The organism is Lentzea sp. (assembly GCF_035525475.1).
GTDB lineage: Bacteria > Actinomycetota > Actinomycetes > Mycobacteriales > Pseudonocardiaceae > Lentzea.
The window spans coordinates 1-13,817 of sequence record NZ_DATLEC010000221.1 but is presented as its reverse complement, the minus strand read 5'-3'; the positions used below and the strand labels follow the sequence as shown (position 1 = coordinate 13,817).

The 13,817-nt window shown below is 68.4% G+C and carries 10 protein-coding genes and 1 riboswitch; of the genes, 9 read left to right on the top strand and 1 reads right to left on the bottom strand.

Annotated features, from left to right (window positions below; translation table 11 throughout):
- Positions 1-194 precede the first annotated feature (194 nt).
- From serA to VM306_RS33685, 3 genes are all read left to right on the top strand, one after another.
- Positions 195-1,784 (top strand): phosphoglycerate dehydrogenase, encoded by a 1,590-nt coding sequence (serA, locus tag VM306_RS33695; protein ID WP_325522128.1) that lies wholly within the window; start codon positions 195-197, stop codon positions 1,782-1,784.
- 241 nt (positions 1,785-2,025) lie between these two features.
- Positions 2,026-5,298: a S8 family serine peptidase gene (locus tag VM306_RS33690; RefSeq protein WP_325522126.1), complete on the top strand. Its 3,273-nt coding sequence runs from the start codon at positions 2,026-2,028 to the stop codon at positions 5,296-5,298.
- A gap of 285 nt (positions 5,299-5,583) precedes the next feature.
- Positions 5,584-6,621 (top strand): 3-isopropylmalate dehydrogenase, encoded by a 1,038-nt coding sequence (locus VM306_RS33685; protein WP_325522125.1) that lies wholly within the window; start codon positions 5,584-5,586, stop codon positions 6,619-6,621.
- Between the two features lie 66 nt (positions 6,622-6,687).
- On the opposite strand, the gene VM306_RS33680 is transcribed toward VM306_RS33685, so the two are convergent.
- Complete coding sequence (locus VM306_RS33680) at positions 6,688-7,107, bottom strand: YciI family protein (RefSeq protein ID WP_325522122.1); 420 nt, start codon at positions 7,105-7,107, stop codon at positions 6,688-6,690.
- Positions 7,108-7,201: 94 nt separating this feature from the next.
- A riboswitch (cobalamin riboswitch) is annotated at positions 7,202-7,331 on the top strand.
- Between the two features lie 39 nt (positions 7,332-7,370).
- On the opposite strand from VM306_RS33680, the gene VM306_RS33675 reads away from it, so the two are divergent.
- The 6 genes from VM306_RS33675 to VM306_RS33650 all read left to right on the top strand — a co-directional run bounded on the left by VM306_RS33675 (position 7,371) and on the right by VM306_RS33650 (position 13,662).
- The gene (locus tag VM306_RS33675; RefSeq protein WP_325522120.1) at positions 7,371-8,393 is read left to right on the top strand and encodes an iron ABC transporter permease; all 1,023 of its coding nucleotides are present in this window, start codon (positions 7,371-7,373) and stop codon (positions 8,391-8,393) included.
- Positions 8,393-9,133 (top strand): ABC transporter ATP-binding protein, encoded by a 741-nt coding sequence (locus VM306_RS33670; protein ID WP_325522118.1) that lies wholly within the window; start codon positions 8,393-8,395, stop codon positions 9,131-9,133. The genes VM306_RS33675 and VM306_RS33670 overlap by 1 nt, the downstream gene beginning before the upstream one ends.
- Complete coding sequence (locus tag VM306_RS33665) at positions 9,130-10,110, top strand: ABC transporter substrate-binding protein (RefSeq protein WP_325522116.1); 981 nt, start codon at positions 9,130-9,132, stop codon at positions 10,108-10,110. Before VM306_RS33670 ends, VM306_RS33665 begins: the two co-directional genes overlap by 4 nt.
- A 420-nt stretch (positions 10,111-10,530) precedes the next feature.
- The gene (cimA, locus tag VM306_RS33660) at positions 10,531-12,117 is read left to right on the top strand and encodes a citramalate synthase (protein WP_325522114.1); all 1,587 of its coding nucleotides are present in this window, start codon (positions 10,531-10,533) and stop codon (positions 12,115-12,117) included.
- Positions 12,118-12,175: 58 nt separating this feature from the next.
- The gene (locus VM306_RS33655; RefSeq protein WP_325522112.1) at positions 12,176-12,934 is read left to right on the top strand and encodes a fumarylacetoacetate hydrolase family protein; all 759 of its coding nucleotides are present in this window, start codon (positions 12,176-12,178) and stop codon (positions 12,932-12,934) included.
- Between the two features lie 68 nt (positions 12,935-13,002).
- Complete coding sequence (locus tag VM306_RS33650) at positions 13,003-13,662, top strand: response regulator transcription factor (protein ID WP_325522110.1); 660 nt, start codon at positions 13,003-13,005, stop codon at positions 13,660-13,662.
- Positions 13,663-13,817 lie beyond the last annotated feature (155 nt).

The window sequence follows — 13,817 nt, the reverse complement described above, 5'->3', positions numbered from 1 at the left end:
GGTAACCAGCGCAAACAACGTCCCATCCCACAGGACGCGCACAGTGACCTGAGCCACCCGCCGAGAACGAGCCGCAAGCCTCCTGACTATGCTCGTTAACAGTCCGGACACATTGCGGTGCCCGGTCGGCGCGGGCGAGCCGCCCCCGACCACGCCCGCGCCCCACGATCCGACCCTTCCTGGGAGCGATGTCCGTGACCAACACGAGCCGACCCGTTGTCCTCATCGCCGAGAAGCTCGCACCGTCCGTTTTGGACGCTCTCGGCGAAGGCGTCGAAGTGCGCCACGTAGACGGAACCGACCGCGCGGCCCTCCTCGAGGCCGTGCAGGACGCGGACGCCCTGCTCGTCAGGTCCGCCACCCAGGTCAACGCCGAGGTGTTCGCCGCCACCCGCAGGCTCAAGGTCGTCGCCCGCGCGGGTGTGGGCCTGGACAACGTCGAGGTCCCGGCCGCCACGCAGAACGGCGTGATGGTCGTCAACGCCCCGACGTCCAACATCGTCAGTGCGGCCGAGCACGCCGTCGCGCTGCTGCTGAGCGTCGCGCGGCAGATCCCCGCCGCCCACGAGACGCTGCAGAACCACGAGTGGAAGCGCAGCAAGTTCAACGGCGTCGAGCTCAACGGCAAGACCGTCGGCGTCGTGGGTCTCGGCAAGATCGGCCAGCTGTTCGCGCAGCGCATCGCCGCGTTCGGCGTCGAGCTCATCGCGTACGACCCGTACGTGTCCGCGCAGCGCGCCGCCCAGCTCGGCATCGAGCTCGTGAGCCTCGAAGAGCTGCTCGAACGCGCCGACGCCATCAGCATCCACCTGCCGAAGACGCCGGAGACCAAGGGTCTCATCGGCGCGGAGCAGCTGGCGAAGGCCAAGCGCGGCGTCATCATCGTCAACGCCGCCCGCGGTGGCCTCATCGACGAGGAAGCCCTCGCGGAGGCCGTCAAGGAGGGCCAGGTCGGCGGTGCCGGCGTCGACGTCTTCTCCACCGAGCCGACGACCGAGAGCCCGCTGTTCAACGTGCCGGGCATCGTCGTCACGCCGCACCTCGGCGCCTCCACCACCGAGGCCCAGGACCGCGCGGGCACGGACGTCGCGAAGAGCGTCGTCCTCGCGCTCGCCGGCGAGTTCGTGCCGGACGCCGTCAACGTCCAGGGTGGCGCCGTCGGCGAGGAGGTGCGCCCGTACCTGCCGCTGGTGCAGAAGCTCGGCACCTTCCTCAGCGCACTGTCGCCGAAGGCCCCGACCAGCGTCACGGTCGAGGTGCGCGGTGAGCTGTCCAATGAGGACGTCGCGGTGCTGCCGCTCGCCGCGCTGCGCGGTGTGTTCTCCAAGGTCGTCGAGTCGCAGGTGACGTTCGTCAACGCGCCGCAGCTCGCCGCGGACCTCGGCGTCACCGTCGAGGTCGTCAAGGAGACCGAGAGCCCGAACCACCGCAGCCTCGTCACGGTCAAGGCCGTGCAGGCCGACGGCACGACCAACAGCGTGTCCGGCACCGTCAGCGGCATCGCGCAGGTCGAGAAGCTGGTCAACATCAACGGCCGCAACTTCGACCTCCGGGCCGAGGGCACCGTGCTGCTGCTGGAGTACCCGGACCGTCCTGGCGTCATGGGCACCGTCGGCACGCTGCTCGGCGAGGCCGGCGTGAACATCGAGGCCGCGCAGATCAGCCAGACCGGCGACGACGCCGTGATGGTGCTGCGCGTGGACCGCCCGGTCGACACGCAGGTGCTCGACCCGATCGGTGCCGCCGTGGGTGCGCGCACGGTCCGCTCTGTCGACTTCGGATAGTCACGACAAACCGGGAAGGGGACGGCAAAGTCCCCTTCCCGTGGCTATCGCCGTTCACAACGAACGCGTAACAGGCAACACTCCGTAGACAACATTCATACTTTCGGGGCAATCGCGGAGACGTGAACAGCGATTAGGTTCCCCACGAGGTCGACCTGTGCCGTAGAGGGCGCGGCACTGATTCAGGTCGAAGACGCACACCTCGGTTGGGGCAAACGCTGTGAAAAGACGATCGAGTCTGGTGGTGTTCTCCGCCATCACCACACTGCTGATCGCACCCGCTACGGCTCAGGCGCAGAGCGACCCGCTCGCGCAGCCGGTCAAGGGTGCACACGGGCTGGACGCGAAAGCGTTGCACCTCAAGGTTTCTCCCAGGCTGAACTCCTCCGGCGCGGTCACCGCGTTCGTCGCGCTCGACCGCAAGCCGGCCGTCGACGCGTTCGAGGAGAAGAAGAGCCAGGGGAAGGTTGTCGCGAAGCAGGCAGCCAAGCAGGCGAAGGACGACGTCTCCGCCACCGCGGACCAGGTCGTCGGCCAGCTCAAGAGCGCCGACACCGGGACCAGGGAGCTGTACCGCACCTCCAACGGCGTCCCCGGCGTCGTCGTGAAGGCGGACGCGCAGAAGGTCCGCGACCTCGCGCAGCGCCCGGACGTTCTCGCGGTCTACCCGGTCGTGCCGAAGAAGCGCCAGAACTCGAACGCCGTCCAGCTCACCAGGACGCTCGACGTCTGGCAGCAGTACGGCAAGCTCGGTGACGACGTGCGCGTCGGCATCATCGACACCGGCGTCGACTACACGCACGCGAACTTCGGCGGCCCCGGCACGGTCGACGCGTTCCGCGCCGTCGACCCGCGCGCGAAGGACCCGAACTTCCCGACCGCGAAGGTCGTCGGCGGCTACGACTTCGTCGGCGAGGAGTACGACGGGGAGAGCGACGACCCGGCGATCAACACGCCGAAGCCCGACCCCAACCCCATCGACTGCAACGGCCACGGCTCGCACGTCGCGGGCACCACGGCCGGCTTCGGCGAGAACGCCGACGGCAGCACGTTCAAGGGCGACTACACCAAGCTGGACGCCGAGAAGCTCAACGCGATGAAGATCGGCCCCGGCACCGCGCCGAAGGCCCTCGTCTACGCGCTGAAGGTCTTCGGCTGCGACGGCTCGACCAACGTCACCTCGCAGGCGCTCGACTGGTCGCTCGACCCCGACGGCGACGGCGACTTCTCCGACCACCTCGACGTGGTCAACCTGTCGCTCGGCTCCGACTACGGCGCCCCGGACGACCCCGACAGCCTCTTCGTCAAGAAGCTCTACAAGGTCGGCGTCATGCCGGTCTTCTCCGCGGGCAACGGCGGCGACCTCTACGACATCGGCGGCTCGCCGGGCAACACGCCCGAGGCGCTGACCGTCGCGTCCGTGCGCGACTCGTTCGTGCTGCGCGACGGCGCCGAGGTGCAGGGCCAGGGGCAGAAGCCCGGCCAGTACAGCCAGAACTTCACCGGCTACCTCGGCTACGACAAGACCCTGCCGGTCGTGAAGCTGACGCAGGCGGGCAACCTCGACGGCTGCCAGGCGATCACCGACGCGGTCGCGGGCAAGTTCGTCTGGCTGGAGTGGGACGACAACGACGCCACGCGCCGTTGCGGTTCCGGTGTGCGCGCCAACAACGTGCAGGCCGCGGGCGGCCAGGGCGTGCTGCTCTCCTCCACCCTGAACAACTTCGCGGCGGGCATCGCGGGCAACGCGGCCATCCCGATGTTCCAGTTCACCGGTGACGCCACCGCCCAGGTGCGCCCGGCGCTGAACGCGGGCACGCTGGTCGTCCGCCTCGCGGGTGTCCTGCGCACCTCGACGCCGACGTACGACCAGTCCATTTCGGACACACCGAGCTCGTTCACGAGCCGCGGCACGCGCGGTCAGTCGATCAAGCCGGACGTCGCGGCGCCCGGTGACACGATCTCGTCCACCGCCGTCGGTTCCGGCAACGACCGCTCGGTCATCTCCGGCACCTCGATGGCGTCCCCGCACGTCGCCGGCATCGCGGCCCTGGTGCGCCAGACGCACCCGGACTGGACGCTGGAAGAGGTCAAGGCCGCGATCATGAACACCGCGGGCGCTGACGTGAAGGAGGACGGCAAGACCTTCGCCCCCAACCGCGTCGGCACCGGCCGCGTGGACGGCAAGTCCGCGATCGACAACCAGGTCCTCGCCTACGTCGAGGAGGACAACGGCTACGTCAGCGCGAACTTCGGCGTCGTCGAGGTCTCCAGGCCGGTCTCGAAGAGCAAGACCATCAAGATCGTCAACAAGTCGACGAAGGCGGTCGAGTACAAGCTCGGCTACACCGCCGCCACGACGATCCCCGGCGTGAGCTACGTGCTCTCGCAGGACAAGGTGAAGCTGAGCCCGCGCGGCGTCGCCCGCGTCAGGGTGACGCTGAAGATCGACGACCCGAAGGCGCTGCGCAAGACGGTCGACCCGACCGTCGTCCCGACGCAGCTCGACACGCCGCGCCAGTTCCTCGCGGACGCCTCCGGTCGCGTGACCCTCACGCCGACCGCCGGCGCCACCGTGCCGCTGCGCCTGTCGGTCTACTCGGCGCCGAAGCCCGTCGCGGACATCGACACCGCCGACAGCCTCAAGTTCCGGGGCGACGACAAGCAGGCCGTGCTGAACCTGACCGGCAAGGGCCTCGACCAGGGCACCGGCTCGCAGGCCTACCGCTCGCTGGTCAGCGTCCTCGAGCTGCAGGCCCAGTCGCCGAAGCTGCGCGACTGCCGCCGCAACGTCACCGAGAACTGCGCGCTCAACGAGACCGCCAAGGGCGGCGACCTGCGCTACGTCGGCGCGGCCTCCACGGCCCCGCTCGCCAAGGCGCAGGGCAGGCCCGAGGAGTCGCTGCTCGCGTTCGGTGTCGCGACGTGGGGCAACTGGTACAACCTCGGCACCAACACGGTCCCGTTCGTCGACATCGACACCAACGGCGACGGCACGGCGGACTTCGAGACGCACGCGAGCCGCCTGACCGACACCGACCTCCTGGTCGCGACCACCGTCGACCTCAGGACGGGCGAGACCGTCGACATCCAGGGCGTCAACGGCCTGTTCGGCGACGTGGACGCGAACGTGCAGGACACCAACGTCGTGGTCCTGCCGGTCCTGCTGACGGCACTGGGCATCGACCCGTCGAAGAACACGTCGCGGATCTCGTACGTCGTCGGCACCGGCGGCTACTACGCGGCGCCGGGCAACGCGAACAAGCTGGTCGACGTCATCGACCGCAACCTGTCCTTCGACCCGCTCAAGCCGGGTCTGTGGGCGCAGGGCGGCGGCGAAGCGGCGCTGTCGTACCTCGCGAAGCCGGGCACGGCGCTCGTGGTCAACAAGGACGACGCCGCGCTGAAGGCGGACAAGTCCGAGGGCTTGCTGGTCCTCAACCACCACAACGCCAACGGTGACCGCGCGTCGGTCGTCACGGTGAGGTCGAGCGGCCGGGGCGGCGCTCACTGACGGCCACCAGGTCGGATGTTTGACGGGAGGCCCGGGTCCTCGTGGGGAGCCGGGCCTCCTGCCGCGTCACGGGGAGGAACTGCCGGTCGTCACCCCTTGACGCGACCCCCTTCCTGCGGTCGAGTGACACTCGAAAGTGGGAATGGGCCGTGTGGGTGTCCCGCAGTACGGGAGAGAACACCCCGAAAGGGTGTCCGGCATGCGGCGAGCGGCCGCGATGCCGGTAGCCTTTCGCGAAGGAAAGTAGTCCCACTAATTGGGGACGGACACCTGGGAGGTGTGTGGATGCGGCTCGCAGTGATCCCAGGAGACGGGATCGGGCCCGAGGTCATCGCTGAGGCCCTGAAGGTCCTCAACGAGGTCGTTCCGGCGGCCGAGATCACTCGCTACGACCTCGGCGCGGCGCGCTGGCACGCCACGGGAGAGTTGTTGCCCGAGTCGGTGCTGGGGGAGCTTCGCCAGCACGACGCGATCCTGCTCGGCGCGGTGGGCGACCCGTCGGTGCCGAGCGGAATTCTGGAGCGGGGCCTGCTTCTGAGGCTGCGCTTCGAGCTCGACCACCACGTGAACCTCCGCCCCGCTCGTCTCTACCCCGGCGTCCGCAGCCCGCTCGCGGACCCGCCGGAGATCGACATGGTGGTGGTGCGCGAGGGCACCGAGGGCCCGTACGCGGGCAACGGTGGCCTGCTGCGCAAGGACACGCCGCACGAGATCGCCACCGAGGTCTCGCTGAACACCTCGTTCGGCGTCGAGCGGGTGGTCCGCGACGCGTTCGCGCGTGCGGCGGCCCGTCCGCGCAGGCACCTGACGCTGGTGCACAAGACGAACGTCCTCACGCACGCCGGCTCGTTGTGGTCGCGCGTGGTCGAGGAGGTCTCGTTGCAGCACCCGGACGTGACCGTGGCGTACCAGCACGTCGACGCGGCCACGATCCACCTCGTCACCGACCCCGGCCGGTACGACGTGATCGTGACGGACAACCTGTTCGGCGACATCCTGACCGACCTCGCCGCCGCCGTCACGGGTGGCATCGGCCTGGCCGCGTCGGGAAACATGGACGTGACGCGCCGCAACCCGTCGATGTTCGAGCCGGTGCACGGCTCGGCACCCGACATCGCGGGCCAGGGCATCGCCGACCCGACGGCAGCCGTGCTGTCGGTGGCGCTGTTGCTCGACCACCTCGGCGAGCACGAGTCGGCGCGCAGGATCGAGGCCTCCGTGGCGTTCGACCTGGCGACCCGCGACCACCAGTCGCCGGGCGCCACGTACGCGATCGGTGACAGGCTCGCCGCTCTCGTGTCGTCGAACGTGCGCACGGGCTGAGCGAGGACAGACGTTTCGAAGCCCGGCCGGAGATCTCCGGCCGGGCTTCGGCGTTTCCCCGCGCGATCAGAGCTGGCCGTGGGCCTCACGCCACGCGCGCTCCTTCTTGATCCACTCGTTGTCCTGCGGGAACTCGTCGATCGTCGGCACGCGGCGGATCTCGGTCTTGAAGCCGGGACCGCTGAACGGCATGCGCCTGGCCCACTCGACCGCCTCTTCCTGAGAGGCGACGTTGATGACGTAGAAGCCGTTGAACAGCTCCTTGGTCTCCCCGTACGGCCCGTCCGTGACGACCGGGGGCTCGGAGGAGAAGTCGACGACGACGCCCTCGGACGGGTCGGAGAGGCCCTCGGCGGACAGCAGCACGCCGGCGCGGATCATCTCCTCGTTGTACTGACCGACCACCTCGAGCATCTTGTCGAAGCCGACCTCGCCCATGGTCGCGTAGGCCTCGTCGGTGGCGCGCATGATCAGCATGAACTTCACGGTGTGTCTCCTCTTCGGCGTCCTGCTCGCTGACGTCCAGAGGTCGAACGACACCGGGCCCGGATCGACATCACACCCGCAGAATTGTTGGAATTTCTGTTTCCGCAGGTAGGGTCACTGAAGTCGTGCGTGGGGGAAGTCCGGTCGAAGTCCGGCGCTGACCCGCAACGGTAGGTCCCCGCACCCGGGGAACGAGCCCGAATACCCGCACACGGCGTGCACACCACCTCCGACTCCTGCCGTGGACTGCGGGAAGGGACCCAGTGATCTCCAAGATCAGCGCGCTCGTGGGCGTGCTCGTCGTCAGCGTCGTCGCGGGCGTGGCTCTCGGCCCCGTCTCCGTCCCGTTCGGTGTCACCCTCGACCTGCTGTGGGCGGCGCTGACAGGCGGCACGGTTCCCGCCGGCCTCGCAGGTCAGTACCACATCGTCTGGGACATCAGGCTGCCCCGAGTGCTGCTGGCCGCGGTCGTCGGCGCCGGTCTGAGCGCCGTCGGCGTGGCGATCCAGGCGATGGTCCGCAACGCCCTCGCGGACCCGTACGTCCTCGGCATCTCGTCCGGCGCGAGCGTGGGCGCGACGGCCGTGGCGACGCTGGGGGTCCTGCAAGGCCTCGGTGTCTACGCGCTGTCCACGGGCGCGTTCCTGACGGGCCTCGGCGCCACGGCGCTGGTCTACATCACCGCGCGCACGAGCCGAGGGCTCACACCGCTGCGGCTGGTGCTGACCGGAACCGCGCTGGCGTACGGGTTCTCGGCGGTGGCGATGCTGCTGGTGTTCCAGGCCCCGCACGGCGAGGCGGCCCGCAGCGCCATGTTCTGGTTGCTGGGCAGCCTGGGCGGGGCGAACTGGCAGTCGCTGCCCATCGCCACCGTCGTGACGGCGGCCGGGATCGTCTACCTGATGACCAGGGCGCGCCAGCTCAACGCGCTGGCGATGGGCGACGAGACCGCGACCACGCTGGGCCTCGCCGTGACCCGGTTCCGCACCCACCTGTTCATCGTCACCGCGGGCATCACCGGCGTACTGGTGGCGGTGAGCGGCGCCGTCGGTTTCGTCGGCTTGATGCTGCCGCACCTGACGCGGATGGTCGTGGGCGCGGACCACCGCCGCGTGCTCCCGCTGGCACCGCTCGCCGGAGCGTCGTTCCTGGTCTGGGTGGACGTGGCCGCCCGCATGCTGGCCGCACCGGAAGAACTCCCGCTGGGCGTCATCACAGCCGCGATCGGCGTGCCGTGCTTCATCTTCCTCATGCGCCGCAAGACCTACGTTTTCGGAGGCCGTTGATGCGCGTGGACATCGAGCACCTGACGGTCAACGGCATCATCGAGGACATCACCCTGCACGCCTCGAACGAGGTAGTCGGCATCGTCGGCCCGAACGGCAGCGGCAAGTCCACAACCCTGCGCTGCGTCTACCGAGCCCTGAGACCGGACGCGGGCGCAGTGCTGATCGACGGCCAGAACGTCCACAAACGACAGGCTCTGGCCCGAGAGCTCTCCGCCCTGACCCAGGAGTCGCAGGTCGAGTTCGACTTCACCGTGTCCGAGGTGGTGGAGATGGGCCGCCTGCCCCACGACCGCTCCCCGGCACACGACCGAGCGGTGGTGACCGAAGCCCTGACCACAGTGGACGTGGAACACCTCGCCTCCCGCAGCTTCCTGAGCCTCTCCGGCGGCGAACGCCAGCGAGTCCTGATCGCACGAGCCATCGCCCAGGAACCCAGAGTCCTGGTCCTGGACGAGCCGACCAACCACCTGGACATCCGCCACCAGCTGGACGTGCTGTCCCTGACACGCGGCCTCGGCATCACAGTCCTGACCGTCCTGCACGACCTCAACCTCGCCGCCTCCTACTGCGACCGCCTGCACGTGCTGGACGAGGGACGACTGGTCGCCTCCGGCACCCCGGAAGAAGTCCTGACACCCGAACTGATCGCCAAGGTCTTCCACGTAACGGCACACGTGGTGCGCCACCCCACCACGGGAGTCCCCCAGCTCCTGTTCGACCAGGAGGTCACCCCTTGAGAACCGCCCTGACCCTGGCAACCCTGCTCCTGGCCACGGGATGCGGCGCAACGGTCGCCCAGGACACCTCAGCCCCTGACCCGGTGACCATCACGAACTGCGGCCGGCAGGTCACCTTCGACAAGGTGCCGTCCAAAGTGGTCACGAACGACACAGGCATCACCGAACTGATGTTCGCGTTGGGCCTGAAGAACCACATGGCGGGCTACGTGGTAGACGGGAACAACACCGCGGACCTCCAGACCTCACCCTGGAAGTCAGACTTCGACAGCTCCACGAAGCTGGCAGACAAGATCTCCAAAGAGGTGGTCCAGGGCGCCAACGCCGACCTCGTCTTCGCAGGCTGGAACTACGGCTTCAGCGAAAGCACAGGCTTCACCCCGGATTCCCTGGAACAACTGGGAATCGGCACCTACCAACTGACCGAGGCCTGCCGCAACGGCGTGGGCAAGCAACGAGGCATCATGCCCGCACTGGAAGCGCTCTACACAGACCTGCGCAACCTCGGCAAGATCTTCCGAGTGGAGGCCAGGGCCGAAGAGCTCGTGAAGTCCTACCAGCGACAGATCGACGAGGCCGAACGCCTGACGGCAGGCAAGCCCAGGCCCAAGGTGTTCCTCTACGACAGCGGCCAGGACCAGCCCTTCACCTCGGGCAAGAACGCGGCCCCGCAGGACATCATCAGCAAGGCGGGCGGCGACAACATCTTCGGCGACCTCAACGACAGCTGGACCACGGTGAACTGGGAGGCAGTAGTACAACGCAACCCCGACGTCATCCTGATCGTGGACTACGCCGACGGCGAGGCGAACACGCCCGCACAAAAGCAGGCGTTCCTGGAAGGCTTCGCACCGCTCACCAACACACCAGCCGTCAAGAACAAGCGCTACTACTCGCTGCCCTACGCGGCACTGGTGGAAGGCCCGCGCAACCCGGCATCCATCGAAGCCTTCGCAAAGTTCCTGGCAGCCGCATAAGCCAACAGCCAGCGGCCACCAACCAGTCAACGCAGGCCGATGACGAAGCCGAGGCACACCCAAGATGAACAACCCGGCGTCGACAATGCCCGAGGGACCACGCACGCAAGGCGACAAGCCACGGCCAAGGTGACCCCTCCGCTGGAACCGGAACCCGCACGGGCAACGGCGAAGCCGACCCGCACCAAGAGCCACACCCCATGACCAGATAGTGGGAGATAACCCCCCACCCCTTGGTACCCCACCCGAACCTGTGGCAGCATCCCCACCATGGTTCACCATCTCGCCATCATTATCGACGAGCGCGTCGGGTAGTTGCCGCCCCAGGCACCCGACGCGCAGACCTCTCGCATCCGCGGGGGGTCTTTTTGTTTGCCCGGACAGCCCCGGACACCCCCGGATACGAGGAGATGACCCCCGATGGCCGGCCCGACCGACGAGTTCCACGTCTACGACACGACGCTGCGCGATGGCGCACAACGTGAGGGCATCTCGTACTCCGTGACGGACAAGCTCGCAGTGGCGAGGCTCCTGGACGGGCTGGGAGTCGGTTTCATCGAGGGCGGCTGGCCCGGTGCGCTCCCGAAGGACACGGAGTTCTTCGCCAGGGCGGCGGCCGGTGACCTGGACCTCAAGCACGCCAAGCTGGTCGCGTTCGGGGCGACGCGCAAGGCCGGCATCAGGGTAGAAGAAGACCCGCAGGTCAAGGCACTTCTCGACTCGCAGGCGCCGGTCGTGACGCTGGTGGCCAAGTCGGACCTGCGGCACATCGAACGGGCGCTGCGCACGGACGCCGACGAGAACCTGCGGATGGTGCGGGACACCGTCAAACACCTGAAGGACCACGGAAGGCGCGTCTTCCTCGACGCGGAGCACTTCTTCGACGGGTACGCCTTCTCGCCGGACACCAGCCTCAGGGTGCTGGAGTCCGCTGTGGAGGGTGGCGCGGACGTCGTCGTGCTGTGCGACACCAACGGCGGGCAGCTGCCGCTCGGCCTCGCCGAGACGGTCGCCGAGGTCGTCGAGAAGACCGGTTTCCGGGTCGGGATCCACTGCCAGGACGACACGTCCTGCGCGGTGGCGAACACCATCGCGGCCGTTCAGGCGGGCGCGACGCACGTGCAGTGCACCGCCAACGGGTACGGCGAGCGAGCGGGCAACGCGGACCTGTTCGCCGTCGTGGGAAACCTCGTGACCAAGCTCGGCATGGAGGTGCTCCCGACCGGGGCACTGGCCGAGCTCACCCGTGTCTCCCATGCGTTGGCCGAGATCGCGAACATCGCACCCGACTCCCACCAGGCTTATGTCGGGTCGTCGGCATTCGCCCACAAGGCGGGTCTGCACGCGAGCGCGATCAAGGTGGATCCGGAGCTCTACAACCACATCGTTCCGGACACCGTCGGCAACGACATGCGGGTGCTGGTCACCGAGATGGCCGGTCGGGCGAGCATCGAACTCAAGGGACGTGAGTTCGGGCTCGACCTGGCCGGCCGGTCAGCGGAAGTGGGGAGCGCCCTGCAGCGGGTCAAGGACCTCGAAGCGAAGGGGTGGTCGTTCGAGGCGGCCGACGCCTCGATGGAGCTGCTGCTGCGCCGGGAACTGTCCCAGCTGGACACTCCGCCGTTCTCGCTGGAGTCGTACCGGGTCGTGCTGGACCACCGCTCGGACGGCGAGATCGTGTCCGAGGCCACGGTCAAGGTGCACGTGGCGGGGGAGCGGGTCATCGCCACCGCCGAGGGCAACGGTCCCGTGCACGCTCTGGACGCGGCCCTGCGCAAGGCGTTGCTGCCGCACCTGTCCTGGTTGGACGCGGTGGAACTGGCCGACTACAAGGTGCGCATCCTCACCGAGCACCCCGGAACGGACGCGGTGACGCGCGTGCTGGTCGAGTCGACCGACGGCGAACGCGAGTGGACCACCGTGGGAGTACACGGCAACATCGTCGAGGCGAGCTGGCTGGCGCTGTGCGACGCCCTCGCCCACAAGGCGATGCGAGCTGTGTCTTGATCGAGTGACCAGCGGCGGCCCACAGCGCTCGCCCGGGCCGCCGTCTAAGGTTGGACACGTGCGTATTGCCAGGATTGCTCACCCCCAAGGCGTTGCTTTCGTCCAGGTCCAGGGCGACGAAGCCGCGGAGATCGCCGAACACCCCTTCGGCACGCCCACGTTCACCGGCCGGAAGTGGCCGCTGGCCGACGTGAGGCTGCTCGCCCCGATCCTGCCGACCAAGATCATCGGTGTGGGCCGGAACTACGCGGACCACGCGGCCGAGCTCGGCAACGAGGTCCCCGCGGAGCCGTTGATCTTCTTCAAGCCGAACACCTCCGTCGTCGGGCCGAACGTGGAGATCAAGCTCCCGGCGGTCTCGGAACGCGTGGACTTCGAAGGCGAGCTCGCGGTCATCATCGGCCAGCCGTGCCGCGACGTGCCGGCGGCCAGGGCGAAGAGCGTGATCATGGGCTACACCATCGCCAACGACGTCACGGCGCGCGACCTGCAGAAGAAGGACGTGCAGTTCATGCGCGCCAAGGGTTTTGACACGTTTTGCCCGATGGGTCCGTTCATCGAGACGGAGTTCGACCCGTCCGACGTCCGCGTCGTCACCGAGGTCGACGGGGAAGTCAAACAAGACGGACGTACTTCCTTGATGGTGCACGACATCCCGTCGCTCATCGAGTACGTGTCCGCGATCATGACACTGCTCCCCGGCGACGTGATCCTGACCGGAACGCCGGCCGGCGTCGGACCGCTGACGGCCGGACAGACGGTCTCCGTGACTGTGGACGGCCTCGGAACGCTCACCAATCCGGTCGCAAATAGGTAGCCGTACGGAGCAATCCGGCGCCCGGCAGGTTACGCACCCCGGGTACCCGCTAGTAACTTCCCGGTGTCATGACGGACCTGGCGTCCACCCGTGTGCTGCTCGTCGACGGTTCGCAGCTCATCACCGAGGGGCTGCGGATCTCACTGCACCGCACGCATTGTTTTCGCGTTGTGGGTATCGCCCACACCGTGGCCGACGCTGCGCGCTGTCTGCGCAGCACACTGGTGGACCTGGTCGTCACGGACTTCGACGTGCCGGGCGCCGGACCGCTGCGCACCGTGCGCGACACGGCGCAGTTCCGGCCGAGCGCCCGCGTCGTCGTGCTGTCCAATGCGGACAGTCCGAGCTGGGCCCGCGCGGCGCTCGACGCCGGCGCGGTGGCCTACCTGCTGAAGACCTCACCCGTGGCCGAGCTGCTGCCGACGATCGCGGCCGCCGTGCGGGGCGCTCCCGCCACGATCGACGCGCGGGTGGGGTCGCTGGCGCGCCTACCTGCGCGGATGCCCCCGCCCGCCTCGCTCGGCCAGCTGTCGGCGAGGGAGTTCGACGTGCTGGCCGAGATGGCCAAGGGCATGGACAACGCCCGCATCGCCCAGCGGCTCTTCATCAGCAACGACACCGTGAAGACCCACGTGAAGGCGATCCTGCGCAAGCTGGGCGCACGGGACCGCGCCCACGCCGTGGCGATGGTGCTCAGCGAGTCGTCCGAGTCGTTCGTCACGACCTGACGATGGTCTGCGGAGCCCTGCGAGCGAACTCGGGCGCGTGCTCGGGACGTGGGCCGATCGCGACCACGTAGGCCGGCACCGCCTGCAGGAACGGGAACCGCTGCGCCACCTTCAGCATGAAGGGCATGCCCGTGCTGGAGACCGTCTCGGTGCTG

Coding starts and splice junctions, on each gene's coding strand:
- VM306_RS33685 (WP_325522125.1), top strand. CDS start 5,584: ATGCGGCTCGCAGTGATCCCAGGAGACGGGATCGGGCCCGAGGTCATC.
- VM306_RS33670 (WP_325522118.1), top strand. CDS start 8,393: ATGCGCGTGGACATCGAGCACCTGACGGTCAACGGCATCATCGAGGAC.
- cimA (WP_325522114.1), top strand. CDS start 10,531: ATGGCCGGCCCGACCGACGAGTTCCACGTCTACGACACGACGCTGCGC.
- VM306_RS33650 (WP_325522110.1), top strand. CDS start 13,003: ATGACGGACCTGGCGTCCACCCGTGTGCTGCTCGTCGACGGTTCGCAG.